Genomic DNA, 25,787 nt, shown 5'->3' on the forward strand with positions numbered 1-25,787 from the left:
GCGTGAGAACCTGAAGAAGCGTTGGCGCAAGTGAAACGCAACAAAGGTGCGGCAGGCGTCGATGGGATGACCGTTGGCGAATTGCCCGCCTACCTGAAGGAGCACTGGCCTGCGATCCGGGCTCCACTACACGACGGCAACTACAAGCCGCAGCCGGTGCGGCGCGTGGAGATCACCGAAGGCGTCGGGCGGCGTACGGCTGCTCGGCATTCCGACAGTGCTCGACCGCCCTGATCAGCGAAGCGGCGATGCAGGCGCTGCAGGCCGACTGGGACCGGAACGTTCTCCGAGACGAGCTTCGGCTTCCGGCCGAAGCGCTCGGCATCAGGCGGTGGAACGGGCGCAGAGCTATATTGCGTCCGGATACGCCGTCGTCGTGGATATCGACCTGGAAAAGTTCTTCGACCGGGTCAACCATGACATCCTGATGGGGCTCGTAGCCAAGCGGGTAGTGACAAGCGCATCCTGAAGCTCATCCGCGGCTTTCTGACCGCAGGGGTGATGGAGGAGGACTGGTCAGTCCGACGGAGGAAGGCACGCCGCAAGGTGGGCCGCTCTCGCCGCTATTGTCGAACCTGATGCTGGACGTCTTGGACAAGGAACTGGAGAAGCGCGGTCACCGCTTCGTGCGCTATGCCGACGACTGCAACATCTATGTGCGCAGCCAACGTGCGCGAGCAGTAATGACCGGCATCGAACGGTTCCTTGCCAAGCGTCTCAGGCTAAAGGTCAACAAGGCCAGAGTGCGGTCGCCAAACCGAGCGTCCGCAAGTTCCTGGGCTTTAGCTTTACCTATGGAAGCAGGTCGACGGCGCCTGCTGATCCCGCTAAAGGAGTCGGAGAACTGACGCGGCGCACATGCGGGCGCAGCCGGCGCAGACTGTCAAGGAGTTGTCCGCCTATCTCACCGGATGGCGCGGCTACTTCGGCTTCTGCCAAACACCGTCGGTGTTGCGAGCGCTTGATGAGTGGCTCAGGCGGCGGTTGCGCCATCGTCTGGAAACAGTGGAAAACTGGGCGAACAAGCTTTGCCGAGCTGCGACGCCGCGGCGTCGGCCGGGTCCCTGGCAGCAACTTGGAGAGGGCGGGAAGTTTCCAGCATAGCTCGGGCGCAATGCGCCGCGAGAAGGCGAAGGCGTGTTTGCAATCTGTTTGTCGTCCCTGCGAACGCAGGGACCCATACTCCGCGGCCCATCGGTAATAGCGCAGGCGTTAGATACCTTCTTCAACAACGAACGCCGCAGCGTATGGGTCCCTGCGTTCGCAGGGACGACAACAAATAGAATCGTGCGCCGCCTACAGCAAATCCCCACCCACCGCGCTCGCCGTCGTGCCGTGCTCGCGGAACGCCTTGATGACGTTCTTGCCGATCTTCCATTTGTGCACCTCGTCCGGACCGTCGACCAGCCGCTGCGCGCGCACTTGCGTGTACCATTTGGCGAGCGGGGTATCCTGGCTGAAGCCGAGCGCGCCATGGAGCTGGATCGCGGTGTCGATCACCTTGTGCACCATGTGGGCGTGGAAGATCTTGGCGATCGAGTTCTCCTGGCGGATGTCGAGGCCCTTCTCCGCCTTGTAGGCGATGTGCAAAAGCATCAGCCGGCCGATATAGAGCTGCTCGGCGCAGTCGGCGAGCATGAACTGCACGGCTTGCCGATCGGAGAGCAGCTGGCCGAAGGTCGAGCGCTTGGTGATGTGGCCGACCGCCATGTCGAGCGCGCGCTGGGCTTTGGCGACATTGTGCATGCCGTGGCGCAGCCGGCCATAAGCGAGGCGGTGCTGGCCCATGGCAAAGCCGTTGCCTTCGCCGCCGACCAGATTGTCCGCGGGCACCTTGAGGTCCCTGATCTCGATCTCGGAGTGACCGCCATGGATCACGTCGTCATGCGGCCCTTCGATCGCCATGTTGGCGACGTTGCGCTTGATCCTGTAGCCGGGGTTCGGCAGTTCGACGAGGAACGTGGAATACTGCTTGTGCCGCGGCGCGTTCGGATCGGTCTTGGCCATCACCAGCGCCATGTCGGCCACGCTGGCGGAGGACGAGAACCATTTCTCGCCGTTGAGGATGTAGTTCTCGTTGCCGTCCTTGACGGCGGTGGTCTGCATGCCGGTGGCGTCGGCGCCGGCGGCTTTTTCCGTCATGGAAAAGCAGATGCGCTTGTCGCCGTTGAGCAGGGGCTTGAGGAATTTCTCCTTCTGATATTCGGTGCCGTGGGCCAATATCGTCATCATCGAGGCGTCGTCGGGGCCTTGCGTGTTCATCGACAGCGCGCCGAGCATGCTCTCGCCGAGCTCCATCTGCACCAGCGCATTGGCGAGCGGACCGAGGCCCATGCCGCCATATTCCTTCGGCACCCACGGGCACCACAGGCCGCGCGCGCGGGCCTTGGCCCGCAGAGGCCCGAGCACTTCGGCGAGCGGCTTGCTATCCAGTTCCTTTTCCGCCGGGATGCACTCGTCCTGTACCCATTGGCGGACTTTCTCGCGGATTGCCTTGGCTTCGGCCGGGATTTCGAAATCGATCGACATGGCACTTCCTCGCTTTTGCTTCTTGTTGGGCAGACTTGATGAATGGCATAAACCCGCCACGTGCCAGCAGCAACGCCAAACAATGTTTAAAGCGGCCCCGACTGTCATACCCCGCGCAGGCGGGGTATCCAGTACGCCGCGGCACCTATTGTCGACGGCGGTGGCTGGTGTTTACTGGATCATCCGCCTTCGCGGATGATGACGGGAGAATGTGAAGATGCCCGATCTCGCCGATCTGTTTCCCGGCTATGCATCCGAATGGATCAACACGTCAGCAGGCCGCATTTTCGCGCGCGTCGGCGGCAACGGACCGCCGCTGTTGCTGCTGCACGGGTTTTCGTCGACCCATGTGATGTGGCATCAGGTTGCGCGGCAGCTGGCGGACAAGTTCACGCTGATCATCGCCGACCTGCCGGGCTATGGCTGGTCGGACATGCCGCGCAGCGACGAGCAGCACACGCCCTACACCAAGCGCGCAATGGCGGGTGTGATGGTGGAAGCGATGGAACAGCTCGGCCACGTGCACTTTGCGCTCGCCGGCCACGACCGTGGCGGGCGGGTGTCGTATCGCCTCGCGCTCGACCATCCCGGCCGGCTGTCGAAACTCGCGGTGCTCGATATCGCGCCGACCTATGATTACTGGGAGAAGCTGAACCGGCTCTCCGCGCTGAAGATCTACCATTGGGCGTTCCTGGCGCAGCCACATCCGCTGCCGGAAACCCTGATCGACGGCCACGGCGAATTCTTCCTCCGGCAGAAGATGGCGAGCCAGACCAAGAGCCAGACGCTGGATGCCATCGACCGGCGCGCGCTGGAGCATTATCTCGCCCCGTTCCGCGATCCCGCCCGCGTGCACGCGATGTGCGAGGATTACCGCGCCGGCGCCTATGCCGACTATGAGATCGACAAGAAAGATTTCGACGCCGGCAACAAGATCACGATCCCGATGCTGGCGCTGTGGGGCGATGCCGGCGTCGCCAGCGCCGCGACCACCCCGCTCGACACCTGGAAGAAGTGGGCGACCAACGTGCGGGGCGCGCCGGTCGACAGCGGGCATTTTTTGCCGGAGGAGAATCCGGATGCGACGGCGCGGTTGTTGAAGGAGTTTTTTCTGGGTGCCTGACAAAGCTACAGGTTGTCATCCCCGCGCATGCGGGGATCCAGTACGCCGCGGCCTATCGATCAATCACGATGGTCTCTGGAATACTGGATCATCCGCCGGAGCCTGTCATCGGGCAGCGCTTCGCGCTGACCCGGTGGCGGATGATGACGGCGGAGGTAAAGGCACGACCGAGCCCCTACCTCCGCACCCGGAAAAAATCCTTCAGCAGCGTCGCCGCCTCGGTCTCGCCGACCGAAGAATACACCTCCGGCACGTGATGACAGGTCGGCTGCGCAAAGAACCGCACGCCGGAATCCACCGCGCCGCCCTTGGGGTCGGCGGCGCCGTAGTAGAGCCGCCGGATCCGCGCAAACGAGATCGCGCCGGCGCACATCGTGCAGGGCTCCAGCGTGACATAGAGGTCGCAGTCGACCAGCCGCTCGGTGCCGATGGCGTCCGCGGCCTGCCGGATCGCCAGGATTTCGGCATGGGCGGTCGGATCGCGGTCGGTCAGGGTCCGGTTGCCGGCCGTGGCAATCACCTCATAACCCCTGACAATGACGCATCCGATCGGAACTTCGCCCGCCCTGGCGGCGTTTTTGGCCGTTTTGAGCGCCAAATCCATGAAAGAAGGGGCAGTCATCCCTCGTATCATCGGAAGAAACCTGCTACTAGAAGCGCCTTCAGCAAACGTGGATACCGGTTTTGCGTGAGATTGCGCCTTGAGCCAAGTGCGCGCGCGTTACCGCTATGACAGCCGATCCACATCCGCCTGATCGCCATTTCAGCTACAAATGAGAGACTATTCATGCCCCGCGACAACGACAAAGACAACGATTCCCGCGGCCGGCGTGACCGCCCCGGCGGGGGCCGCCCCTCGGGCGGCAAGGGCCGCGCCGGCGGAAGCAAGGGCCGTTCGGGCGCGGCGAGGGGGCCGGAGAAGAAATTCGCCAAGCGCGGCTTTGCCGGCAAGGGCGACGGCGATCGTCCGCCGCGCCGCGATTTTGACGCACCGCGCCCGCCGCGTGGCGATCGGCCGTTCCGGGATCGCAGCAGCGAGGGCGGCGATCGTCCGCAGCGTTTCAGCCGCGATGACCGTCCCCGTGGCGATCGGCCTGATCGCGGTCCGCGAAAGGATTTTCGTTCGCGCGACGACGGCGAAAAGCGTTCGTTCAAGCCGCGCGAGGACCGTGGCGGCGAGAAGCGCCCGTACACCCCGCGCGGTGATCGTCCGAACTTTAACCGCGACGACCGTCCGCCGCGCCGGGATCGCGAGAGCGGCCCTCGGGATCGCGACGATGCCCGTCCGGCGGCGCGTTTTGGCGAGAAGAAATTCGGCGAGAAGCGGCCCTACACGCCACGCGGCGAAGGTGGTGGTGAGAAGCGGCCGTACACACCACGTGGTGAAGGCTTCAAGAAAGACGGCGATCGTCCCCGTGGCGATCGGCCGGAACGGAAATTCGGCGGCGACAAGAAATTCTCCTCGCGTGGCGCCCCCGACAGGGGTCCGCGCAAGAGTTTCGGTGCCGATCGCGGCGATTCAAAGCCATGGCAGAAGCGTGAAGATCGCGGCGAGCGGGATTCCCGTCCGCCGCGCGACGGCGCGCGCAATTTCGACAAGCCGCGCTTCGACCGCTCGCGCGATGATCGCGGCGGCGAGGAGCGTCCGCGCTTCTCGCGTTCGCGCGAGGATCGTCCCGGTGGTGATCGGCCGAAGTTCGATCGCCCGAAATTCGACCGGCCGCGTCAACGGCCCGAAGGTCGCACCGACTGGCAGGAGCATCCGCGCAGCGGAGCCGATGACGAACGTCCGCGCCGCGAGAACGAGGACGACAGCAAGATCTTTGCAAAACGCCCGGCGTTTGGCGGCCGCGGTGCCTACCGCGAACGCAAAACCGAATTCGAAAAACGCGGCCCGCAGCCGCCGAAAGTCAAAAAGTCTGGTGAACGCATCGCCAAGGTGGTGTCTCGCGCCGGCCTGGCCTCGCGCCGCGACGCCGAGGAATGGATCACGCAGGGGCGCGTCAGCGTCAACGGCCGCGTCATCAATTCGCCGGCGCTCGACGTGACAGCCAATGACGCGATCACCGTAGACGGCAAGCCGTTGCCGCCGCGCGAGCGCACGCGGCTGTTCATGTTTCATAAGCCGCGCGGCTTGATGACGACCCACGCCGATCCCGAGGGGCGGCCGACGGTATTCGACAATCTGCCCGAGGGCCTGCCGCGGCTGATCTCGATCGGCCGGCTCGATTTCAACACCGAAGGCCTGCTGCTGCTGACCAATGACGGCGGGCTGGCGCGCGCGCTCGAACTGCCGGACACCGGCTGGCTGCGGCGCTATCGCGTCCGAGCCCATGGCGACGTCACGCAGGCGCAGCTTGATGAATTGAAAAAGGGCGTCGAGGTCGACGGCGTCAAATACGGCTCGATCGATGCGACGCTGGAGCGCGACCAGGGCGCCAATGTCTGGCTGGTGTTTGCGATCCGCGAAGGCAAGAACCGCGAAGTGCGCAACGTGATGGCGCATCTCGGCCTCGAGGTGAACCGGCTGATCCGCGTCTCCTATGGTCCGTTCCAGCTCGGCGAACTCGCCGAAGGCCAGGTCGAGGAAGTCAAAACCCGCGTGCTGCGCGAGCAGCTCGGCGAGAAGATCGCAGCGTTGGCGGGGGCTGACTTCAACCGCCCCATGCCGGGCGACAAAGAGCCAACGCCTCCCAAGCCCGTGACCCAGCGGGGCGTGATCGCCGACCGCAAGGGCCGTCGCGTCCTGGTGCAGCGCACCGGCAGCGAGGAAGCCCGCGCGCGCAACGAGGAAGAGGCCAGCGGCTACGGCCCCCCGCGCCGCCCTCAGCGCGGCTATCACGGCAAGCGCGACCTGAAGCCGCAGGACGAGTAGAGTTCGTTCGCAATGAGTAACGCCGTTCGCCACAGATCGCGCTCGTTCCCTCCCCCCTTGCGGGGGAGGGCTAGGGAGAGGGGTATCCCACGGGAGGTCGCTGGGCGTGGCACCCCCTTCCCCCGCCTCAAGAGCGAGCTTCGCTCGCCTCGGACCCCGCAAGGGGGAAGGGAGCGCACCCTGCGTGCCGATGGTGCGAGTGTCTAATGCGTGTCGTCGGCGGACGGTTGAAGGGTCGCAATCTGGCCTCGCCCTCATCGCGCGAGATCCGCCCCACAGCGGATCGGCTGCGCGAGTCCGTGTTCAACATCCTCGTTCATGCCTATGGCGACCCGATCGAAGGCGCGCGCGTGCTCGACCTGTTCGCCGGCACCGGCGCGCTCGGCATCGAGGCGACCTCGCGCGGTGCATCGTTCACGCTGTTCGTCGACAATGGCGCCGAGGCCCGCGCGCTGCTCCGCAACAATGTCGAGGCGCTCGGCCTTGGCGGCGTGACAAAAGTCTATCGCCGCGACGCCACCAATCTCGGCCCCGCGCATCCGATGGAGCCGTTCTCGCTGGTATTCCTCGATCCGCCCTACGGCAAGGGACTTGCGGATCAAGCGCTGGCCTCGCTGCGCGAGGGCGGCTGGCTGACAGCGGGCGCGTTGCTGGTCGTCGAGGAAGCGAAGGTCGCGGCGTTCGCAGCGCCCAATGGATTCGAAGAACTCGAGCGGCGGGCCTATGACGACACGGAGTTCGTGTTCCTGCGCGCTGTCGCAAAACCATAACTCGTCATCCCCCGCGAAGGCGGGGGACCCAGTATTCCAGAGGCGGTTATGATCGACCGAGAGGCCGCGGCGTACTGGGTCGTCCGGGCGTAGGCGAGCGGAAGCGACGCCGTTCTTCGAACGGCTATGCCGGACGATGACAGCTGAGTGAGGCGCGACGTTACTGCCCTATCTTCGCCCGAACAGCTTCTCGATATCCGACAGCTTCAATTCGACATAGGTCGGGCGGCCGTGGTTGCATTGGCCGGAGTTCGGCGTGTCTTCCATCTCGCGCAGCAGCGCGTTCATCTCTTCCGGCTTGAGGCGGCGGCCGGCGCGGACCGAGCCGTGGCAGGCCATGGTGGCGGCGACATGCATCAGCCGGCGCTCCAAAGGCAGCGCCTCGTCCCATTCGGCCATGTGCTCGGCAAGGTCGCGCAACAGCCCGGCGGCATTGGCCTTGCCGAGTAGCGAGGGCGTTTCGCGCACCGCGACTGCGCCGGGACCGAAGGAATCGATCGCCAATCCGAATGTCGCCAGCTCCAGAGAGCGGTCGAGCAGCTTCTCGACCGTGGCCTCGTCGAGTTCGACGATCTCGGGGATCAGCAGGATCTGCCGCTGCACTCCGTTGCGCGCCAGCGAGGCCTTCAGCTTCTCGTAGACGATGCGCTCATGGGCGGCGTGCTGATCGACCACGATCAAGCCGTCGCGGGTCTGCGAGACGATATAGGTCTCGTGGATCTGCGTGCGCGCCGCACCGAGCGGACGATCCAGCATGTCGGCGGCGGGCAGCGCCTCGAAGCGCACATCGGCCGTCGGCGTGCCGACATCGAAGGCGGCCTGTCCCGGCTCGGCAAAGGCCGCCGCCGCCGATCCGCCGAACGAAGGCATCGCCCCCGCGGGATAGGAAGGCGAACTGCGCCAGTCCCAATTGGTCGGGCGCGGCGCGAAGGATGGACGGAATGAGGCGATCGCGGCGCCATCGGTATTGGCCGCCGTGCGGCGGCCTTCGCGGGCAAGGCCGTCTTTGAGCGCATGCACGATCAGTGCGCGGACCAGCCCGGCATTGCGGAACCGGACTTCGGTCTTGGCGGGATGCACGTTGGCATCGACCTCCTGCGGCTCCAGCGTCACGAACAGCGCCACGACGGGATGGCGGTCGCGCGGCAGATAGTCGGAATACGCCGCGCGCACCGCGCCCAGGATGAGCTTGTCGCGCACCGGACGGCCATTGACGAACAGATATTGCCCGAGCGCATTGGCGCGGGTCAGCGAGGGGGCGGCAGCAAAGCCTTCGACCACCACGCCCTCGCGCTCGGAGCGCACTTCGATCGCGCTGGAACGGAAATCCGCACCCAGGATGTCACCGAGCCGCGTCAGCCGGCCCGGCGCGCCGGGCAGCGCGGCGGCCCAGGTCACCGGCGCGCGTTCCTCGCCGGCGAGCGTAAAGGCAATGTCGGGTCGCGCCATCGCGAGCCTTCGCACCACTTCGCGGATCGCTTCGGCCTCGGTGCGATCGGTCTTGAGGAATTTCAGCCGCGCCGGCGTCGCAAAAAACAGATCGCTGACCTCGACGCGGGTGCCCTGGCTCAGCGCCGCCGGCATGATCGGTGACTTCGCGCCGCCTTCGACCGCCAGCGACCAGGCGTGCGGCTCGCCTGCGTGGCGCGTGGTGATGCCTAATCTGGCCACCGCGCCGATCGAGGGCAGTGCCTCGCCGCGGAATCCGAGCGTGCGAATCCGGAGCAAGTCCTCATCGTCGAGCTTGGAGGTGGCATGGCGGTCGACCGCCAGCGCCAGATCGGCGTGGGTCATGCCGCTGCCGTCGTCGGTGATGCCGATCCGCCGCCGGCCGCCGCCATCGGTAAAAATGTCGACCCGGCTGGCGCCGGCATCGATGGCGTTCTCGACCAGCTCCTTGACCACGCTGGCAGGCCGTTCCACCACCTCGCCGGCGGCGATGCGGTTGACGATCTGTTCTGGGAGCTGGCGGACGGGCATGGGAATATAGCTAGCCGATTCAGCGGCGGGGCGGGACCCCATCGGGGCGGATGTTCCCGGAATTCCAACCTGAATTCTGTACCAAAAATAGTTCCGGGCTCGCGAACCGAAACTCCCCCACGGCGGCTCTATGGGGAGAGAACGGATGGTTCTCTCGTCAAATCAAAGGAGTTGCTATGTTCTATCGCAAGAACTTGCCGGGCTGGGAACGGGCGATGCGGGGTGTCGGGGGCGCAGCGATGGTCGCTTGCGGGCTCCTCGGCCTTCCCGGCATGCCGATTGGCTATTTGGCCGCCGGCGCGGGAGTGGTGACGATCGTGACCGGATTCTTCGGATTTTGCCCGATGTGCGCCATGGTTGGGCGAAGACTGCCATCGCCATGATTTCGATCGCTCGCCCCAGCCGCTGCGATCCCGCGCTGATCGAAGCTGCGCGCAGCGGGGACGCCGACGCGCTGCTGTCGCTGATCGCGGCGGCGCAGCCCGATATCCGCCGCTACGCCGCGCGCAATTGCCGCGCGGCCGACATCGACGACGCGGTTCAGGAAACCCTGCTGCTGCTGTACCGCCGGGTCGGAACGCTGCGGGCGGTGACGTCGTTTTCGGCGTGGCTGTTTGCGGTTGCAAGGCGGGCGTGTCTGAGGCTGCTGCGGATCTCAGCCGCGGTGCCCGATTCGGCTGCTGACGATGCGGATGCCCGTCTGGCGCTGCTGCGTCCAGAGGATCTGCGCATCGATCTTTCGCGCGCCATCCAGTCGCTGCCCGAGCACTATCGCGAAGTGATCCTGCTGCGCGACATCGAGGAACTGTCGATCGACGAGATCGCCAGCGTGCTCGGCCTCTCTCGCGAGAGCGTCAAGGCCCGCATTCATCGCGCGCGGATGCTGATCCGCGAATATTTGATCCGCGACTGACGCTGTTCGGCGCGGCCTGATCGGGACAATCATCATGTTTGCAAGCAACACCCTCGTCGAACACGTGCTGCGTGGCGTGGTTGGAATTGGCGCATTGTGGCTCGCCATCGCCATCGCCGCTACACATCCGTGGGGTTCGCTCGCGCTGGGCGCCGTGGTGCTGATCGCGTTTCGAGGCTGCCCGATTTGCTGGACGATTGGGCTGCTTGAAACCGCGCGGCGGCAATGGCGTCGATGGCTGGGCCCAGATCGTTAAGCTAATCGGCGGATTTGGGGCTGCCGCATATTGGGTCGCTCCGTGGCCAAGTTTTCGCGAAATTGCCCAGAAATCCCTAAACGATGACCACACGGCGCGGCTTGCATGGCGAGTGCGCCGTTCGCGACAAATTGCTCAGTGCGATGAGCAGGTCCGGACGGATGGCGCATGGAACAACCGAACCGCTCATCGCGAATCAAACCCAGGAGAAATGGATGAAGTTAGTGAAAACCTCGGCGATCGCGCTTGTCATCTCGGCCATGGCGGCCGGCCCCGTGCTGGCGCAGGGTGCCGCGCCCGATAGCAAGGCCCGCGGCGGCGTGCAGGGCAAGAGCCAAATGCAGGGCGGCGCACCGGCCGCCGAGGATGAGGAACTCACTGCGCAGCCGGGTGCCTCCGGGAAGGCCGCGAAGTCCGGTACGAAGAGCACGGTCGGCGCTGGCGGTGGTGGCGCGGCCAAGGGGACTGGCGGCGCAGCCGGCGATACCACGACCGGTGGCAAGCGCTACTAGTACCGCACGACCTTCAGCTCGTTCCACTTGCAACTCAGAAAACTCCGGTCGCACGTCGGCCGGAGTTTTTTTTGCGTGCCGCGGCAAACCACGCCAAGGGCCCCGTCAATCGTCATAGCTGGTAGAGCCGCGCTTGGCCTTGACGTCGCTGCGGCGCTTCTTGCCCTCCAGCCGCCGTTGCTTGGAGCCGAAGGTAGGCTTGGTGGCCCGCCGCGGCACCGGCCTCACCATGGCTTCGCGCAGCAGTTCGAGCAGGCGATCGATGGCATCAGCGCGGTTGCGCTCCTGGGTGCGGAAGCGCTGGGCGTGGATCACGATCACGCCTTCCTTGGTCATGCGCTGGCCGGCGAGCCGGTTGAGCCGCAAAGCGGCGTCTTCCGGCAGCGTGATCTTGCGGGTGTCGAAACGCAATTGCGCAGCTGTGGAGAGCTTGTTGACGTTCTGCCCGCCTGGGCCGGAGGCGCGGACGAAGCCGATCTCGATGTCGTTCTCGTCGATCGAAAGGTCGCGGGAGACCCGCAGCATGGCGTTCACCGGGGAGACTTATCAAGGCAGACACAGGCGTCATCCTGAGGTGCGAGGCCGACGGCGCAACAGCGCCGTCGGTTCGAGCCTCGAAGGATGTGTTTGTAGCACATCCTTCGAGACGCGCGCGAAGGCCTTCAGGATGACGGTGGAGCTTGTGGAGAAGTGCGGAAAAAGCTGTGTCAGTTCGCCCTTGGCGCCGCAACCGCCGGCTGTGCGGCGGCTTGCGGGGCCCGGCCGACGATCACCGTGAGCAGGCCCTTGCCCCACAGCAGCTGTGCGGCTTTTTTGGCGTCGTCGAGCGTCACGGCATCGACCAGAGCGTTGCGCCGTTCGATGTAGTCGATCGGGAGCCTGTCGAGCTGGTATTGCAGCAGCGCCGCCGCGAGCTTCGAGGACGTGTCGAGCGCCAGCATCTGCGAGCCTTTCAGATAGGACTTGGCCTCGTCCAGCTCCTTCTGGGTCGGGCCGTCCTCGGCGATGCGGCGGATTTCCCTTTCGACGGCATCGACGGTTTCACCGGCGCGGTCGGCGCGGGTGCCGGTATTGCCCACGAACAAGGCGGAGCGGTCCATCCAGAGCAGCGATTGGTTGATCGAATAGGCCAACCCACGTTTTTCGCGGACTTCCTTGTAAAGCCGCGACGACGATCCGCCGCCGAGGATATGGTTTGCGACATAGCCGGCCATGAAATTCGGATCATCGCGGCGGATGCCGGGGCCGCCGAACGTGACGATGGTTTGCGGCACGTCGAGCGGGATGAAGGCGCGCTGCGGCGGCTGGGCGGCCTGGATTTCGGCGATCGGCGCCAGGCTGGCTTTGGCCGGCAATCCGCCGAACGTCTTGTCCAGCAGTTTGCCGAGCGTGTCGGCGTCGACATCGCCGACCACGGATATCCGCAAGGTGTCTTTGGCGATGATGCGGCCGACATAGGCCTTCATGTCCGACACGTCGATCTTTGGCACGCCGTCGAGCGTGCCGCTCGACTGACGGCCATAGGGATGATCGCCGAAGGCAAGCTCCAGGAATTTGCGGCTCGCCAGCGAGGAGGGATTGGTGGTCTCGCGCCGCAGGCTGGAGATCACCTGCGCGCGGATGCGCTCGACGTCGGCGGCGTCGAAACGCGGCGAGGTCAATGCCAGCTGCAGCAAGTCGAAGGCTTCGTCCTTGTTGTCCTTGAGCATGCGCAAGCTGCCGCGGAAATAATCCCGCGTCGACGAGAAGCTCAGTTCGATGGCGCGGCGATCGAGCCGCTCGCGGTAGGTCTTGGAGTCGAGGTCGGCAGCACCTTCGTCGAGCAGACCGGCGACCAGGTTGCCGGTGCCGGGCTTGCCGGCCGGGTCCTGGCTCGAGCCGCCGCGGAAGGCATATTCCATCGCGATCAGGGGCACGGTCGCGTCCTGCACGAACCAGGCTTCAATGCCGCCGGGAGACACCAGGCGCTGGATTTTTGCGGCGGCCTGCGAAGGCGCCGGGGTCAGCAACAGCAGTGCCGCGAGGACAGCAATGGTCGACGTCAAGCGCTGCGCGCCAATCGAAAAACGGGTCACGAGCGCTTCTCCTCGCTTTTCGGCGTGGTGTCCTTGATCAGATAACCCGTCACTGATCGCTTCTTGTCGAGCCATTTCTGGGCGGCGTCACGTACCTGTTCGGCGGTGACGGCGCGGATGCGATCGGGCCAGCTTCTGATATCGTCGATGCTCAGGCCCGTAGTCAGCGCGCCGCCATACCAGCGTGCCAGCGTCGCCTGATTGTCCTGCGCGTAGATCGCTTCCGCGATCAGCTGGGTCTTGACCCGTTCGAGATCCTCGGCGCGGGCGGGATTCTGGATGACGTCGGTTATCACGTCATCGATCGCCTGCTCTATGGTCGAGAACTCCACACCGGCCTTCGGCGAGACTGCGATCGAAAATTGCGACGGATCGAGCGAGGTGCCCTGGTAGCCGGCACCGGCGTTGATCGCGAGCGGACGGTCGATCACCAGCGCGCGGTAGAGATAGGAGTTGGAGCCGCCGCCCATCAGTTGTGCGAGCACGTCGAGCGCCGGGCTTTCGCCGGCGGCGGCGGTCGTGGACGAGGGAACGAGGTAATAGCGCTGCAGGCTATTCTGCTCGACGCGCGGATCGGACAGCGTCACGGTGCGGGGTGCGGCGGGCACCGGCTCCTGCGGGCGGATGCGGTGAACGGGAATTGCCGGCTGGGCGGGGATCGCGCCATAGGCGCGCTCCACCATCGGGCGAATCTCCTTGGCATCGACATCGCCGGCAATCACCAACGTGGCATTGTTCGGTGCGTAGAAGCGCTTGTAGAACGCCAGCGCGTCCTCGCGGTCGAGCTTCTCGATCTCCTGGCGCCAGCCGATCACGGGACGGCCATAGGGATGGTTGAGATACAGCGCCGCCATCATCTGCTCGCTCAGCCGCGCCCCCGGATTGTTGGCGACCCGCATGTTGTATTCCTCCAGCACGACGTCGCGCTCGGGCAGAACATTTTCATCCTTGAGAACGAGGCCGGTCATGCGGTCGGCCTCGAACTCCATCATCCGGCCGAGCTGTTCGCGCGGCACGCGCTGGAAATAGCCGGTGTAGTCGACCGAGGTGAAGGCGTTTTCGATGCCGCCGATCCGGCGCACGTTCTCGGAGAATTCGCCGGCGGGATGCTTGGCGGTGCCCTTGAACATCAGATGTTCGAGGAAATGCGCCAGCCCCGATTTGCCCGGCGTCTCGTCGGCGGAGCCGACCTTGTACCAGATCATCTGCGTCACGACGGGGGTGCGGCGATCGGGGATCACCACGACTTGCAAGCCGTTGCCGAGGGTGAAGCTGGCGGGACGCTCCGACGTCACCGTGGTCTGGGCCGGCACGCCGCTGGTGGAAAAAGCGATTGTCGAAATCAAAGCGGCAGCGAGCGAAGCGGCAAAGCGATGTGGGGACATCATGACCTGTCTGGAAACCCGAACCCAAGCGTTCGGGATTAAGTTGCGGTATCGTACACCGCGCGCATCACGCCAGGCGTCACGATGCAGAGAGCAATGCGCCTGGCGGTGCCAACAGAGATCCTCGCGATGAGGATACTGAGCCGAAGTCGGCGTCAGCGCTCCTTGCCGGTCATGACGTCGTATTGCTTAAACATCGATTCCTTCGGCCCGGTTCCGTAGGTATAGTTGGGCGAGGGCGTCTGGTATCCAGACGGAGGCTCGACCAGCGACTGCCGCGGCGGCTCGCCCTTGAACTCCGCCGACTCGGCCTTGTTGCCTTTGAACATGCCGAACAAGCCGCCTTCATAGCCGAGCTGCGACGGGCTCAGCAGCGGGTTGTTTTGGTTGGTGCCGGGCTGGACCGGATCGTTGTTGCTGGTGCGGGCGGGCGTGGCGGTCCGGCCGACGTTGAGTTCGGACGGCGTCAGGGCGCGGGCCGACTGGACCGGATCCTTGTTGTCTTTCTTGCGCGCCGCGATCGCTGCCTTGCGCCGCGCCTCGTCCGGATCCTTCGGCCAGTTCGGCGCGTTCACGGCGGCCGCGCCGGCCGGCTGCGGCAGGTCGAGTTTGGGGGGCACCACCAGCGGGGAACGCTCGCGGTATTCGATGCCCCGGTTTTCCATGTTCGTGCCGCCGAGGCCGCTCATGATGTTGCCGATGATCTTTTCCTCGAAGGTCCTGTCGTCTTCGTCGTCGTCATCGGCGGCGCGCAGGGGACCGGAGGCCATCACGAGGCCGACGCCAACGGCAATGGCGGCAAGCCGCATCGCCCGCGTCAGCGAGGTTTTTTGCACTATCCAGAAGCTGGCTTCGGTGTCGCGCATCGCGCTCGTTCCCATTCAAATTTCCGCAAAACTTACCGGGCTGGCCTTGAGGCACAATCCCCCGCTTGCAGGCAATATCGCCAAGGAGCAGCCAAGCGGCCCGTATCGACCGGGATCAGGGCGCTTTTGCGGCGGGTAGCCCCAGGAAGGAATCATACAATAGGGCCGCTACCCCGGCAACAATGGCCACGTCGGCCACGTTAAACACATACCAATTGAAGGTTTTTTCCCCGATCTGGACGTGGAAAAGGGCAAAATCGAGCACCGCGCCGTAGGCGAAGCGGTCGATGGCATTGCCGATCGCCCCGCCGATGATCAGCCCCAGCGCCACGGTGGCCAGCAGGTTGCGCGAGCGGGCCATCCAGACCGCCAGCACGATCACCGCCACCGCCTTGATCGTCGTCAGGACGGCCTGGGCCAGCAAGCCGTCGTGCTGGAACCAGCCGAAGCTGATCCCGACATTCCAGGCCAGCACCAGGTCGAAAAACGGCGTCACCTTCACCGCACCGCGGCGGCCGATATCAAACACGAACAGCAGCCAGAGTTTCGAGGCCTGGTCGAGCACCAGGGCTGCGACGGCAGCGATAATTCCGGCGCGGAGGTGGGGGCTCATGGCGCTGAAGTCGCCACAAATACCGATGTCGTCCCTGCGAACGCAGGGACCCATACGCCGTGCTGATTGTTGATTAAACGATCGCGGATCATCTTCCTTTGTCGATCTCAGGCGCCGGTGGCTATGGGTCCCTGCGCCCGTGCGCAATCGCGCACTAGGCAGGGACGACGATAGATTTATACCGATACTCCCAGCGCCTTCCACTCCCGCAACGCCTGCGCGTCGCGTGGTGAGACATCGGGATATTCGGCGTCCTCGCCCACATCAGGCAGGATCTTCCACGACCGCGCGCATTTGGTGCCGACGGCCTTTTCGACCACGACCGCGACACCCGGCACATCGCTCAGCGTAAACGCGTTCGCCGGGGCGTCGTCGTTGGTCACCATCGCGTTCGAGGTGATGCAGATTTCGGCCAAGTCAAGGTCGAACAGGGTGTTGAAGATCGCCTGGTCCGACACATAGACCAGCGGCGAGGCTTCCAGCGACGAGCCGATGTTCTTGGCGGCGCGTTCGAGTTCCAGCGCGCCGGTGACGACGCGTCTGACGTCGCGGATGGTTTCCCATTTCACGGCGAGCGCATCGTCGCGGAACGCATCGAAATCGGTCGGGAACAGCGTCAGATGCACCGACGGTTCGGCGCCGGGCCGGTACATCCGCCACGCTTCGTCGGTCGTGAAACTCAGCACCGGCGCCAGCCATTTCAGGATCGCGTCGCAGATGATGTCGATCGTGGTCAGCGCCGCCTTGCGCACCGCCGACGACGGCGCGTCGCAATACAGCGCGTCCTTTCGGATGTCGAAATAGAATGCCGACAATTCGGTGTTCATGAACGCCGACAGGCTGGCGACCACGGTCTTGTAATCGAACTCGGCATAAGCCTGCGTCACGATCGCGGCTTGTCCTGCGAGTTGATGCAGCATCAGCCGCTCAAGCTCGGGCATCTCCGACGGCTCGACCGCGTCGCTTTCCTTGAAATGATGCAGCGTGCCGAGCATCCAGCGGATCGAGTTGCGCAGCTTGCGGTAGGTCTCGATGGTGTTCTTGAGGATTTCCGGACCGATGCGCTGGTCGTCGGCGTAGTCGGTGGCGCAAACCCAGAGCCGCAGGATATCTGCGCCGGAATCCTTCATCACCTTTTGCGGCTCGACGGTGTTGCCGACCGACTTGGACATCTTGCGGCCGTTCTCATCCAGCGTGAAGCCGTGGGTGAGCACGATATCGAACGGTGCGCGGCCGCGGGTGCCGCAGCTTTCCAACAGGGAGGATTGGAACCAACCGCGATGCTGGTCGCTGCCTTCCAGATACATCACGGTATCCGCGCCGCCATCGACCTTGCGGACGATGTTGCCGAGTTGCGGAAAATTCTGACGGTCCTCCAGCACGAAGGCGTGCGTCGAGCCGGAATCGAACCAGACGTCGCAAATGTCGTCGACCTTCTTCCAGTCTTCAGCGGCGCGGGACCCGAGAAAGCGTTCGCGGGCGCCGTCCATGTACCAGGCGTCGGCGCCTTCCTCCATGAAAGCCTCCGCGATGCGCTGGTTGACGATTTCGTCCTGCAGGATTTCGGCCGAGCCGTCCCCCTTCTCGCGCACGAACACCGCGATCGGGACGCCCCAGGCGCGCTGGCGCGAGATCACCCAGTCGGGCTTGCTGTCGACCATGCCGTTGATGCGGTTCTTGCCCGACGGCGGCACCCATTGCGCCACCGAGATCGCGTGGGATGCGCGGGCGCGCAACGTGTCGCCGGGCCCCGCTTTGCCGTTATCCGCAATTGGCTTGTCCATCGCGATGAACCATTGCGGCGTGTTGCGGAAGATCACCGGCTTCTTCGAGCGCCAGGAATGCGGGTACTGGTGCTTCAGCCGGCCGCGCGCCAGGAGCTTGCCGGCTTCGATCAGAACCTTGATCACGGCCTCGTTGGCGTCGCCCTTTTCGCCCTTGTCATTGATCACGCGTTTGCCGGTGAAGCCGGGCGCGTGATCGGTGAAGGCGCCGTTCTCGTCGACAGTATAGGGGATCGCGGTGTTGATGCCGCGGCTATCGAGCTCGCGCGCATTTGCCATCCAGGCGTCGAAGTCCTCGCGGCCGTGGCCGGGCGCGGTGTGCACGAAGCCGGTACCGGTATCGTCGGTGACGTGGTCGCCGGGCAAAAGCGGTACGGTGAATTCGTATCCGCCGCCAAAGCCTTTCAGCGGATGGGCGCATTCCACCGCGTCGAGCGTGTCGGCCGGCAGCTCGCGCACCTTCTTGTAGGCGGTGACGCGCGCCTGCTTGAACACGCTTTCGGCGAGCACGTCGGCCAGGATCAACAGATCGCCGTTCTTCGCCCAATTGTCCGCAGGCGCGTCGGTGACCTCAAACAGACCGTAGGCGATCTTCGGCGAGAAGCTGATGGCGCGGTTGCCGGGCAGCGTCCAGGGCGTCGTGGTCCAGATCACGACGGACGCATTGGCCAGCGCGCCATGCGCCGGCGAGGTCACCGGAAACTTCACCCACACCGTATCCGAGGTGTAATCCTCATATTCGATCTCGGCTTCGGCGAGCGCGGTCTTCTCCACCACGCTCCACATCACGGGCTTGGAGCCGCGATAGAGCGTGCCGTTGGCGGCGAACTTCATCAATTCGCGCGCGATCTGGGCTTCGGCGGGATAGCTCATGGTGGCGTAGGGATGGTCCCAGTCGCCGATGATGCCGAGCCGCTTGAACTCCTCGCGCTGCACGTTGAGCCAGTGCGTGGCATAGGCGCGACATTCCTTGCGGAACGCCACCATTGCGCTGGAGTCGCGGAAGTCGGGCTTCTGCTTGCCCTTGGAGCGGTAGTTCTCTTCCTCGATCTTCCATTCGATCGGCAGGCCGTGACAGTCCCAACCCGGCACATAGTTGGAATCGAAGCCGAGCATCTGCTGGCTCTTGGTCACCACGTCCTTGAGGATCTTGTTCAGGGCGTGGCCGATATGGATGTTGCCGTTGGCGTAGGGCGGGCCGTCATGCAGCACGAATTTGGCGCGGCCGCGGGCAGCCTCGCGCAGCTTCTCGTAGAGGCCGATCTTGTTCCAGTGGCTGAGGATTTCCGGCTCGAGCTTGGGCAGGCCGGCGCGCATCGGGAATTCCGTCTGCGGCAGGAACAGGGTTTTGGAATAGTCTGGTCCTTCGGACTTTTCGGACTTTTGCAGTTTTTCGGACATGAATGCTCTGGTTTGGCTCAAAGGGCGCGAGATACGCTGGTCATTCGCGGGGGTAAACGGGGAAATCCCGGTCTTGCGCCGAGCCAAAGCTCAGGCGGAAGCCGGGCCGCTAATGGGGATGGTGCGCCGCGCAAACATGAGCTTTCCATAGCAGCCGGAACGAGAAACCGCAAAGGCCCGGAGGGCCCGTACCTCAGGCCGACCGCTTCGGCCGGGCCGGGTTTCCCATCACGGTCACTTCAGGGCCGACGTCGCGCGTGACCACGCTGCCGGCGCCGATCACGGCACCGTCACCGATGGTGACCCCGGGCAGGATGATGGCGCCGCCGCCGATCCACACGTCGCTGCCGATCCGGACCGGGCGCCCGAATTCGAGACCTTCGCGCCGTGTCCTGGCGTCGCGGGGATGGTCGGCGGCGTAGATCTGCACCGCGGGTCCGATCTGGGTGCGGTCGCCGATCGAGACTTCGACGACGTCGAGAATGACGCAGTTGAAGTTCATGAACACGCCGTCGCCGATCCGGATGTTGTAGCCAAAATCGCAGAAGAACGGCGGCCGGATCACGGCATCCTTGCCGACATGGCCGAGACGTTCGCAGAGCAGCGCGTGGCGTTCCGATACCGGCTGTGCCAGTGCCGCATTGTAGCGCATCAGCCAGGCCTTGTTGACTGCCTGTTCGGCGCCGAGTTCGGCGTCGGGGCGATAAAGCTCGCCCGCGAGCATCTTTTGTTTTTCGCTTCTGCTCAATCGATCGCTCCCAGCTTCGGATACGCATCGGGCGCCGCGGCCAGCACCGCGCGAGCCCGGGCGCTGTCGTCGTCCATCTGGCGGATCAACGCCTCGATGCCGTCGAATTTAAGTTCATCGCGGATGAAACCGATGAAGGCGACGTCGAGCACCGAGCCGTAGAGATCGCCCTTGAAGTCGAACAGGAACACTTCCAGCAGCGGCGCGCCATTGTCGAAGGTCGGGCGGCGGCCGTAGCTCGCCACGCCGTTGAGCCGCTCGGTTCCGCGTCCGACCCGCACCGCATAGATGCCGTGCTTGAGCGCGCAATTCTTGTCGAGGCGGATATTGGCGGTGGGATAGCCGAGATCGCGGCCGCGCTTCTCGCCATGGATCACCTCGCCGGTCGCAAACCACGGTCCGCCCAGCATCGCGGTGGCGTCGTCGATCTGGCCCTCGGCCAGCGCCATGCGAATGGCGCTGGAGGACACCGGCCGCTCGGCGATGTCGACATGGGCTTGGACGTCGACCTCGATCCCGAGCCGCGGCGCCTCGCTGACCAGAAGGCTGGGCGAGCCGACCCGGCCCTTGCCGAAATGGAAGTCGTAGCCGACCGCGATCCCGCTGATGCCGAGCCGTCCGATCAGGTCATGGTGAATGAAATCTTGCGCTGATGTTCCGGCGCGGCCCTTGTCGAAGGTCATCACCACCGCGCCGGCGAGCCCGGTGCCGGCCAGGAGCCGCAGCTTGTTGGTCTCGTCCGTGAGGCGGAACTGGGGGCTGTTCGGGCTGAAAAAGCTGCGCGGATGCGGTTCGAACGTCACCGCCAAAGCGGGCTTTCCGTGCGCGCGGCCCATGTTCAGAGCGGCAGCAATCACGGCGCGGTGGCCAAGATGGACGCCGTCGAAATTGCCCATGGCAACCACCGCCCCCTTGGGAATGTCGGCGGCAGGGGTGGTATCTCGAATAACGGTAAAACCAGCGGTCATTTCGGGGATTCTTGCAGGATTCTGGAAAAGATTTTTGGGCTGCGATGCACGCGGCCGGACCGTGACGCGGCAGCGCGGGCGAAGTCAAGCGCGCCGGGTTTGCTTCAAAACGGAGGCAATCCGGTCGCCCCCGGTTAACGGGCTGTTTAACGCCTGATGCTAGAGGTGGGGCGAGGACTGCGGGTCGCGCAAGCCTGTCGATAGTCAGTGGCGTAAGCGTTGAGTGGGGGAAGAGATGGCGGTTGATTTGTCGATGTCGGTTCTGGTGGTGGATGACTACAACACCATGATCCGGATCATCCGAAATCTTTTGAAGCAGCTCGGCTTTGAGAATATCGACGATGCCAGCGATGGTTCGGAAGCGCTCAACAAGATGCGCGGCAAGAGATACGGTCTCGTGATTTCCGACTGGAACATGGAGCCGATGACCGGTTACGACCTGCTCAAGGAAGTCCGTGCCGATCCCAATCTGGCCACCACGCCCTTCATCATGATCACGGCGGAATCCAAGACCGAGAACGTGATCGCGGCCAAGAAGGCCGGCGTGAACAACTATATCGTCAAGCCGTTCAACGCGGCGACGCTGAAGACCAAGATCGAGGCGGTCTTCCCGGACATGGCGACGGCGTAAGACGCACTCGTGTCCCGGACGCGGTGCAGCGTTCTTACGCTGCTCCGCAGAGCCGGGACCCACTCTCCCCAGCTAAGATGGACCCCGGCTCTGCAGTGCCATAGCGCGTCGAAGACGCGCGTAAACGCGCTTGTGGCGCGCTGCGCTGCGTCCGGGGAACGACCAGCTACCAGCGCAGTTCCCGCATCAACGCCTTCGGCGGGTGACCGAACAGCTCCTTGACCGAGGCCGGGTCGAGCTGATCGAGGCCCTCGAACGCTTCGGAATGGATGCCGCGGGTCACGAACAGGCAGTCGATGCCGAAACCCAACGCCCCGGTGAGGTCGGTGCGGACGGAATCGCCGATCGCCAGCACCCGGTCGAGCGGTGCGGCGTGGCCGCGGTGCTCGGCGGTGAGCGCCATCGCGCGTTCATAGATCGGCCGGTGCGGCTTGCCGTAAAAAATCACCTCGCCGCCGAGTTCGCGGTAGAGTTCCGCGATCGCGCCCGCGCAATAGATCAGGCGGTCGCCGCGCTCGACCACGATGTCCGGGTTGGCGCAGATCAGCGGCAGCTTGCGCTCGCGCGCCTGCAGCATCATGGCGCGATAATCTTCGGCGGATTCGGTTTCGTCGTCGAATAATCCAGTGCAGACGATGTAGTCGGCCTGCTCCAGGGGCGAGATCATGGCATCGAGCCCGCGATAGATCGAATTGTCGCGCTCCGGACCGAGCCAGAACATCTTCTTTCCTGGATGATCGGCGACGAAGAGCCGGGTCAGGTCGCCGGAAGAGACGATCGCGTCATAGGTATGGTCGGCGACGCCGAGCTTGCGCAATTGCCGCTGCACCGAATCGGCGGGCCGCGGCGCGTTGGTGATCAGGATGACGGTGCCGCCGCGCTGGCGAAAGGTGTGCAGCGCCTCGCAGGCCACGGGAAATGCCTCGAGCCCGTTGTGCACCACGCCCCAGATGTCGGACAGGATGACTTCCACGCCATCGACGAGGTCGCTCAGCCGTTCGGCAAACCGGAGTGTGGTCATGACATCGGGTGCCGGTTAGCCCGGACCGGCGGCGCGGCGCGCCAGCGCGGCATTGCCGGTCGCCCGTGTCGCAGGTTCGACGGCCGGGCTGGTGAGGGGAGCAGGGGTGCTTGGGACATTGGAACCGTTGGGGCTATTCGAAGTCGCCCCGCCGGTAGCAGATGCCCCCTCGGGCCGCAACGGCCGCGGCGGCGCGAACAGGAAGCCCTGGCCGAACCGCACGTCGAAATCCAGCAGATCGACCACCGCGCGCTCGCCCTCGATCTTTTCGGCAATCAGGTCGATGCCGAAACGGCCGAGCAGGTCGGACAAATCGGAAGGATGGATGTCCGACGTCGAGTTCTGCCGGGGATCGAGCAGCAGCGCCGCCGGAACCTTGATGAAGCGGACGCCGCGGTCGGCGAGTTCCCGCGGCTCGACCCTGAGATCGCTGACATGGTCGATCGAGAAACGATAGCCGCGCTGTGACAGCGCCGCGAGATGCTCGGTCTCGGTCGGGCCGAGGTTGCGGAACGTGGCCTGCTTGAATTCGAGCACGAACGACGGCGCCAGCGCGCGATTGGCCTCAAGGAAGTCGAGGCATTGCGCGAAGGTGGTAGGATTGGCCAGCGTCGCCGCGGAGACGTTGCAGAACACGCCGACATCCTTGTTGCGCACCATCAGACGACGCAGCACCTGCACACAACGCAACATCACCATATGGTCGATGCGCCCGATCAGGCCGCCGGCTTCGGCGGTGGCGATGAAATCGTCGGCGGCGAGGATCTGGTCGTTGTCGTCGCGCAGCCGCGTCACCGCCTCGTAGAAGCGCACCTTGCGTTGCGGCAGCGTCACCATCGGCTGCAGGTAGATGTCGAGCCGGTTCTCCTCGACGGCGTTTTTCACGGCGGCGAGAAGCTGCGGCTGGCTGCGGGCAACGGCTTCGGCGGCTATTTTCGCCGGTGCCGGCCTGGCGACGGTCGGAGTCTCGGTGGATATTGGCGGCGAAGTTGGCGGTTCGGGGATAGGCGCAGCCGCAACTGCGGCAGGCGCTGGTGGCGTGGCCGCAGCGCCGGACGCAATCAAATCCTCATGGCTGGCGACGGAAACCGCGAGCTGTTTGACCAGCACGCCGAGTTCGTTGATCTCGCCGACCACGGCCTGGATGCGGTCGCTGCTGGCGGAATTCGCCGACACCACCCGGCCCTCGACGGCGGCGAGGCGGCGGCCGAATTCGGCGACCTGGCGGGCGAGGTCGGCGGTACCGCGGGACAGATCCGCAATCTGGCTGCCGACGTCGGAGCGGTCGCGCAGCCGCATCGAAACCGCGTTGTAAAGAATCAGGAAGGTGAGCGCCGTCAGCGCCACGATCGCGGATTCCATTCCGCTGATGCCGGCGACCGCATGCAGCACCAGGCCAAGCGAGGCTGCGACCAGCACCATGCAGATGGCGATAAAAATCGTCGAAATGCGAATCATGTCGCGCGTTACGCCTTCAGGTCCGAACTGGCCCACCCGGGAAAACACGGAAGTCGTCAGCCGTCGTCTGGTTTGCGCTCCCCCAAGCACCACGACCTTAGCATCAATGTTGATTCGCAGGTCTAGTGTTCTTTTGACACGGCGGGAACCGCCGCTCCCACGGTATCGGCCTTGATAGCGCCGCGGTCGCCCAGCGGCTTTGGCCCGCCGACGGTGGTATCGGCCGCGGTCTGGTGCTCGATTTCCGAGTTCAGCTCCGCCCCGAACAGCACGATAATGGCCGACATCCACATCCACATCATCAGGCCGATCGCGGCGCCGAGCGAGCCGTAGGTCGCGTTGTAATTGCCGAAATTCGACAGATACCAGGACAGCGCCGCCGAGCCGGCGATCCACAGCAGGGCAGCGGCCCAAGTGCCGATACTCAGCCATTCCCATCGCGCCGCCTGCCTGCTCGGTCCGAACCGGTAGAGGATGGCGAGCGCAGTCAGCAGCACCACGAACAGCAACGGCCAACGCGCCAAACTGATGATTGATCGGCTTTCCGGCGGCAGGCCAAGATGATCGAGCGCCAGCGGAAAGGCCACCACGGCGCCGACCATCAGCAACGTTGCCGCGATGCCACCGATGGTGAACGCCAACGACAGCAGATTCAATCCGAGGAAGCTGCGCTTCTCGCGTTCTTCATAGACCACGTTGAGCGCGTCGATCACGGCCTTGACGCCCGCGTTGGCGCTCCAGACCGCCAGCGCAAGGCCGAACAGGAAGGCCCCGCCCAGCGCGGTGCTGCCTTTGTCGAGCACCCGCGCGATCTGGTCCTGCACGATCTGGAACGAACCTTCCGGCAGCATCAGCGCCAGCGTCTGCAGATTGGCGCCGATGGTCGAGGGATCGGCGAACAGGCCATACGAGGAAACCAGCGCCGTAACGGCCGGAAACACCGCGAGCAGGCCGAAGAACACCACGCCAGCCGCCGTAGCGAGCAGGCGATCATCATTGGCCTCCTGATACGTGCGCCATAGAATGTCTTTCCAGCCCGCCCAGGGAATGCTGAACGGGCTGCGCGCGCGCCGCCCACGGCCCTGCTGGGAGAGTTCGCGCGTAAAGCCGTCGCCTTTCGTGGCCGCGGGTTTGCTGGGTTCGGGCGCGAAGGTCTGGAAATAGCGCTGCGCGGTCAGGATCACGAGCGTGGTGGCCACAATCAGGATCAGATTATCCGTATGGTCGGAACGGGCGCGGGCCATCAGATTTCCGCGTGTCGTGCCTGCCGCCGCCGGCGCAGGGCCGCGTAGCCCAACAAGGTTGTTGCCATCAGGATCAAGCCGGCATTCACGTTTCTATTGGCTCTATTGGCATGTCCCAGCCGCCTGCGATGGCGATGTCCCACCCGCGCCGAGGACGTGAGCACGATCGCCGCGGCCGTGTCCCTAACGGCCTCGATCTGGTCGGGCTGGACGGGATTGGCCTTTATCGCCACGCGCCAACGGCTGGCAAGGGATGGGAACTGCGGAGAAGGGCGCTTGAGCTTGATGACCGCTACGCCGGCACAGACGCAGGCGACGAGGGCGAGCAGGCCGCCGATAACACCGAACGCCCAAAATTGTCCGTAGTTGATTTCGACCCAGCGAAACAGCGCCGCGGCACCGACCATGAGCGCCGCGATCAGAAAAATTCCGGCGGTCGCGAAAAGACCGGCGGCGACGGCATAGGCGGTAACGGTGCCGGTGGCCTGGTTGGTCCGGTCGCGCAGATAGGATCGCGTCGCGCGTTTGATCTGGTTGAGCTTCAGGCCAATGCCAGCGCGCAACAAACCGCTCGAAGGCCCGGGCATATCCGCATGTCCTCCACCGGCAGAGACATGATTGCCTCTGCCGGGAGT

General features: G+C 64.6%; 26 protein-coding genes. 11 read left to right on the forward strand and 15 right to left on the reverse strand.

Features of this window, described 5'->3' with window-relative positions; translation table 11 throughout:
• The first annotated feature begins 66 nt into the window (after positions 1-66).
• The 3 genes from ACSQ84_RS18020 to ACSQ84_RS18030 all read left to right on the forward strand — a co-directional run bounded on the left by ACSQ84_RS18020 (position 67) and on the right by ACSQ84_RS18030 (position 1,104).
• Positions 67-234 carry a hypothetical protein gene (locus tag ACSQ84_RS18020; protein WP_436213012.1) on the forward strand — a complete coding sequence of 56 codons (168 nt, stop codon included), beginning with the start codon at positions 67-69 and terminating at the stop codon, positions 232-234.
• Positions 235-578: 344 nt separating this feature from the next.
• The gene (locus ACSQ84_RS18025; protein ID WP_436213013.1) at positions 579-848 is read left to right on the forward strand and encodes a hypothetical protein; all 270 of its coding nucleotides are present in this window, start codon (positions 579-581) and stop codon (positions 846-848) included.
• A gap of 10 nt (positions 849-858) precedes the next feature.
• Positions 859-1,104, forward strand: coding sequence for a group II intron maturase-specific domain-containing protein (locus ACSQ84_RS18030; RefSeq protein WP_436213014.1), 246 nt, complete (start codon positions 859-861; stop codon positions 1,102-1,104).
• A 192-nt stretch (positions 1,105-1,296) separates the two neighbouring features.
• Here ACSQ84_RS18030 and ACSQ84_RS18035 read toward each other — a convergent pair whose 3' ends face one another.
• Entirely contained in the window at positions 1,297-2,529 is a 1,233-nt protein-coding gene (locus ACSQ84_RS18035; RefSeq protein ID WP_436213015.1) for an acyl-CoA dehydrogenase family protein, read from the reverse strand.
• Between the two features lie 217 nt (positions 2,530-2,746).
• Here ACSQ84_RS18035 and ACSQ84_RS18040 point away from each other — a divergent pair, with 217 nt between their 5' ends.
• Positions 2,747-3,652 (forward strand): alpha/beta fold hydrolase, encoded by a 906-nt coding sequence (locus tag ACSQ84_RS18040; RefSeq protein WP_436213016.1) that lies wholly within the window; start codon positions 2,747-2,749, stop codon positions 3,650-3,652.
• Positions 3,653-3,827: 175 nt separating this feature from the next.
• Here ACSQ84_RS18040 and ACSQ84_RS18045 read toward each other — a convergent pair whose 3' ends face one another.
• On the reverse strand, positions 3,828-4,274 hold the full coding sequence (locus tag ACSQ84_RS18045) for a nucleoside deaminase (RefSeq protein WP_436213017.1): 447 nt from the start codon (positions 4,272-4,274) through the stop codon (positions 3,828-3,830).
• A 165-nt stretch (positions 4,275-4,439) separates the two neighbouring features.
• On the opposite strand from ACSQ84_RS18045, the gene ACSQ84_RS18050 reads away from it, so the two are divergent.
• Both ACSQ84_RS18050 and rsmD read left to right on the forward strand, forming a co-directional pair.
• Positions 4,440-6,527: a pseudouridine synthase gene (locus ACSQ84_RS18050; protein ID WP_436213018.1), complete on the forward strand. Its 2,088-nt coding sequence runs from the start codon at positions 4,440-4,442 to the stop codon at positions 6,525-6,527.
• Positions 6,528-6,733: 206 nt separating this feature from the next.
• Positions 6,734-7,297: a 16S rRNA (guanine(966)-N(2))-methyltransferase RsmD gene (gene rsmD, locus ACSQ84_RS18055; RefSeq protein ID WP_436213019.1), complete on the forward strand. Its 564-nt coding sequence runs from the start codon at positions 6,734-6,736 to the stop codon at positions 7,295-7,297.
• A 168-nt stretch (positions 7,298-7,465) separates the two neighbouring features.
• On the opposite strand, the gene mutL is transcribed toward rsmD, so the two are convergent.
• The gene (gene mutL / locus ACSQ84_RS18060) at positions 7,466-9,277 is read right to left on the reverse strand and encodes a DNA mismatch repair endonuclease MutL (protein WP_436213020.1); all 1,812 of its coding nucleotides are present in this window, start codon (positions 9,275-9,277) and stop codon (positions 7,466-7,468) included.
• A 176-nt stretch (positions 9,278-9,453) separates the two neighbouring features.
• Between mutL and ACSQ84_RS18065 the strand changes: the two genes are divergently transcribed.
• The 4 genes from ACSQ84_RS18065 to ACSQ84_RS18080 all read left to right on the forward strand — a co-directional run bounded on the left by ACSQ84_RS18065 (position 9,454) and on the right by ACSQ84_RS18080 (position 10,958).
• Positions 9,454-9,660: a YgaP family membrane protein gene (locus ACSQ84_RS18065; protein WP_436213021.1), complete on the forward strand. Its 207-nt coding sequence runs from the start codon at positions 9,454-9,456 to the stop codon at positions 9,658-9,660.
• The gene (locus ACSQ84_RS18070) at positions 9,657-10,190 is read left to right on the forward strand and encodes an RNA polymerase sigma factor (RefSeq protein WP_436213022.1); all 534 of its coding nucleotides are present in this window, start codon (positions 9,657-9,659) and stop codon (positions 10,188-10,190) included. Before ACSQ84_RS18065 ends, ACSQ84_RS18070 begins: the two co-directional genes overlap by 4 nt.
• A gap of 34 nt (positions 10,191-10,224) precedes the next feature.
• Positions 10,225-10,446 carry a hypothetical protein gene (locus tag ACSQ84_RS18075; RefSeq protein ID WP_436213023.1) on the forward strand — a complete coding sequence of 74 codons (222 nt, stop codon included), beginning with the start codon at positions 10,225-10,227 and terminating at the stop codon, positions 10,444-10,446.
• A 215-nt stretch (positions 10,447-10,661) separates the two neighbouring features.
• Positions 10,662-10,958, forward strand: coding sequence for a hypothetical protein (locus tag ACSQ84_RS18080; RefSeq protein WP_436213024.1), 297 nt, complete (start codon positions 10,662-10,664; stop codon positions 10,956-10,958).
• Positions 10,959-11,063: 105 nt separating this feature from the next.
• On the opposite strand, the gene arfB is transcribed toward ACSQ84_RS18080, so the two are convergent.
• The 8 genes from arfB to ACSQ84_RS18120 all read right to left on the reverse strand — a co-directional run bounded on the left by arfB (position 11,064) and on the right by ACSQ84_RS18120 (position 20,798).
• A complete protein-coding gene (arfB, locus tag ACSQ84_RS18085; RefSeq protein WP_436213025.1) occupies positions 11,064-11,483 on the reverse strand; it encodes an alternative ribosome rescue aminoacyl-tRNA hydrolase ArfB in 420 nt (139 codons plus the stop codon).
• A gap of 182 nt (positions 11,484-11,665) precedes the next feature.
• Positions 11,666-13,033, reverse strand: coding sequence for a M16 family metallopeptidase (locus ACSQ84_RS18090; protein WP_436213026.1), 1,368 nt, complete (start codon positions 13,031-13,033; stop codon positions 11,666-11,668).
• Positions 13,030-14,421: a M16 family metallopeptidase gene (locus tag ACSQ84_RS18095; protein ID WP_436213027.1), complete on the reverse strand. Its 1,392-nt coding sequence runs from the start codon at positions 14,419-14,421 to the stop codon at positions 13,030-13,032. Before ACSQ84_RS18095 ends, ACSQ84_RS18090 begins: the two co-directional genes overlap by 4 nt.
• 152 nt (positions 14,422-14,573) lie before the next feature.
• Positions 14,574-15,299, reverse strand: coding sequence for a hypothetical protein (locus ACSQ84_RS18100; protein WP_436213028.1), 726 nt, complete (start codon positions 15,297-15,299; stop codon positions 14,574-14,576).
• A gap of 100 nt (positions 15,300-15,399) precedes the next feature.
• The gene (gene lspA, locus ACSQ84_RS18105) at positions 15,400-15,897 is read right to left on the reverse strand and encodes a signal peptidase II (RefSeq protein WP_436213115.1); all 498 of its coding nucleotides are present in this window, start codon (positions 15,895-15,897) and stop codon (positions 15,400-15,402) included.
• A gap of 176 nt (positions 15,898-16,073) precedes the next feature.
• Positions 16,074-19,082 (reverse strand): isoleucine--tRNA ligase, encoded by a 3,009-nt coding sequence (gene ileS / locus ACSQ84_RS18110; protein ID WP_436213029.1) that lies wholly within the window; start codon positions 19,080-19,082, stop codon positions 16,074-16,076.
• Positions 19,083-19,275: 193 nt separating this feature from the next.
• Positions 19,276-19,830: a sugar O-acetyltransferase gene (locus tag ACSQ84_RS18115; protein WP_436213030.1), complete on the reverse strand. Its 555-nt coding sequence runs from the start codon at positions 19,828-19,830 to the stop codon at positions 19,276-19,278.
• The gene (locus ACSQ84_RS18120; RefSeq protein WP_436213031.1) at positions 19,827-20,798 is read right to left on the reverse strand and encodes a bifunctional riboflavin kinase/FAD synthetase; all 972 of its coding nucleotides are present in this window, start codon (positions 20,796-20,798) and stop codon (positions 19,827-19,829) included. Before ACSQ84_RS18120 ends, ACSQ84_RS18115 begins: the two co-directional genes overlap by 4 nt.
• Before the next feature lie 235 nt (positions 20,799-21,033).
• Between ACSQ84_RS18120 and ACSQ84_RS18125 the strand changes: the two genes are divergently transcribed.
• Positions 21,034-21,429, forward strand: coding sequence for a response regulator (locus ACSQ84_RS18125; protein ID WP_436213032.1), 396 nt, complete (start codon positions 21,034-21,036; stop codon positions 21,427-21,429).
• 166 nt (positions 21,430-21,595) lie between these two features.
• On the opposite strand, the gene ACSQ84_RS18130 is transcribed toward ACSQ84_RS18125, so the two are convergent.
• The 4 genes from ACSQ84_RS18130 to ACSQ84_RS18145 all read right to left on the reverse strand — a co-directional run bounded on the left by ACSQ84_RS18130 (position 21,596) and on the right by ACSQ84_RS18145 (position 25,715).
• Positions 21,596-22,450, reverse strand: a complete 855-nt coding sequence (locus ACSQ84_RS18130; RefSeq protein ID WP_436213033.1) for a TIGR01459 family HAD-type hydrolase — start codon at positions 22,448-22,450, stop codon at positions 21,596-21,598.
• A gap of 15 nt (positions 22,451-22,465) precedes the next feature.
• Positions 22,466-23,908: an EAL domain-containing protein gene (locus ACSQ84_RS18135; protein ID WP_436213034.1), complete on the reverse strand. Its 1,443-nt coding sequence runs from the start codon at positions 23,906-23,908 to the stop codon at positions 22,466-22,468.
• Between the two features lie 122 nt (positions 23,909-24,030).
• Entirely contained in the window at positions 24,031-25,152 is a 1,122-nt protein-coding gene (locus ACSQ84_RS18140; protein ID WP_436213035.1) for a YihY/virulence factor BrkB family protein, read from the reverse strand.
• Positions 25,152-25,715, reverse strand: coding sequence for a phage holin family protein (locus ACSQ84_RS18145; protein WP_436213036.1), 564 nt, complete (start codon positions 25,713-25,715; stop codon positions 25,152-25,154). The genes ACSQ84_RS18140 and ACSQ84_RS18145 overlap by 1 nt, the downstream gene beginning before the upstream one ends.
• Positions 25,716-25,787 lie beyond the last annotated feature (72 nt).

The sequence above is a fragment of the Bradyrhizobium sp. LjRoot220 genome (genome assembly GCF_964252915.1).
GTDB lineage: Bacteria > Pseudomonadota > Alphaproteobacteria > Rhizobiales > Xanthobacteraceae > Bradyrhizobium.

Bases quoted from the DNA above. Each gene is read 5' to 3' on its own strand.
- ACSQ84_RS18020 (WP_436213012.1), top strand. From the start codon at position 67: ATGACCGTTGGCGAATTGCCCGCCTACCTGAAGGAGCACTGGCCTGCG.
- ACSQ84_RS18025 (WP_436213013.1), top strand. From the start codon at position 579: ATGCTGGACGTCTTGGACAAGGAACTGGAGAAGCGCGGTCACCGCTTC.
- ACSQ84_RS18030 (WP_436213014.1), top strand. From the start codon at position 859: ATGCGGGCGCAGCCGGCGCAGACTGTCAAGGAGTTGTCCGCCTATCTC.
- ACSQ84_RS18035 (WP_436213015.1), bottom strand. From the start codon at position 2,529: ATGTCGATCGATTTCGAAATCCCGGCCGAAGCCAAGGCAATCCGCGAG.
- ACSQ84_RS18040 (WP_436213016.1), top strand. From the start codon at position 2,747: ATGCCCGATCTCGCCGATCTGTTTCCCGGCTATGCATCCGAATGGATC.
- ACSQ84_RS18045 (WP_436213017.1), bottom strand. From the start codon at position 4,274: ATGACTGCCCCTTCTTTCATGGATTTGGCGCTCAAAACGGCCAAAAAC.
- ACSQ84_RS18050 (WP_436213018.1), top strand. From the start codon at position 4,440: ATGCCCCGCGACAACGACAAAGACAACGATTCCCGCGGCCGGCGTGAC.
- rsmD (WP_436213019.1), top strand. From the start codon at position 6,734: ATGCGTGTCGTCGGCGGACGGTTGAAGGGTCGCAATCTGGCCTCGCCC.
- mutL (WP_436213020.1), bottom strand. From the start codon at position 9,277: ATGCCCGTCCGCCAGCTCCCAGAACAGATCGTCAACCGCATCGCCGCC.
- ACSQ84_RS18065 (WP_436213021.1), top strand. From the start codon at position 9,454: ATGTTCTATCGCAAGAACTTGCCGGGCTGGGAACGGGCGATGCGGGGT.
- ACSQ84_RS18070 (WP_436213022.1), top strand. From the start codon at position 9,657: ATGATTTCGATCGCTCGCCCCAGCCGCTGCGATCCCGCGCTGATCGAA.
- ACSQ84_RS18075 (WP_436213023.1), top strand. From the start codon at position 10,225: ATGTTTGCAAGCAACACCCTCGTCGAACACGTGCTGCGTGGCGTGGTT.
- ACSQ84_RS18080 (WP_436213024.1), top strand. From the start codon at position 10,662: ATGAAGTTAGTGAAAACCTCGGCGATCGCGCTTGTCATCTCGGCCATG.
- arfB (WP_436213025.1), bottom strand. From the start codon at position 11,483: ATGCTGCGGGTCTCCCGCGACCTTTCGATCGACGAGAACGACATCGAG.
- ACSQ84_RS18095 (WP_436213027.1), bottom strand. From the start codon at position 14,421: ATGATGTCCCCACATCGCTTTGCCGCTTCGCTCGCTGCCGCTTTGATT.
- ACSQ84_RS18100 (WP_436213028.1), bottom strand. From the start codon at position 15,299: ATGGGAACGAGCGCGATGCGCGACACCGAAGCCAGCTTCTGGATAGTG.
- lspA (WP_436213115.1), bottom strand. From the start codon at position 15,897: ATGAGCCCCCACCTCCGCGCCGGAATTATCGCTGCCGTCGCAGCCCTG.
- ileS (WP_436213029.1), bottom strand. From the start codon at position 19,082: ATGTCCGAAAAACTGCAAAAGTCCGAAAAGTCCGAAGGACCAGACTAT.
- ACSQ84_RS18120 (WP_436213031.1), bottom strand. From the start codon at position 20,798: ATGACCGCTGGTTTTACCGTTATTCGAGATACCACCCCTGCCGCCGAC.
- ACSQ84_RS18125 (WP_436213032.1), top strand. From the start codon at position 21,034: ATGGCGGTTGATTTGTCGATGTCGGTTCTGGTGGTGGATGACTACAAC.
- ACSQ84_RS18130 (WP_436213033.1), bottom strand. From the start codon at position 22,450: ATGACCACACTCCGGTTTGCCGAACGGCTGAGCGACCTCGTCGATGGC.
- ACSQ84_RS18135 (WP_436213034.1), bottom strand. From the start codon at position 23,908: ATGATTCGCATTTCGACGATTTTTATCGCCATCTGCATGGTGCTGGTC.
- ACSQ84_RS18140 (WP_436213035.1), bottom strand. From the start codon at position 25,152: ATGGCCCGCGCCCGTTCCGACCATACGGATAATCTGATCCTGATTGTG.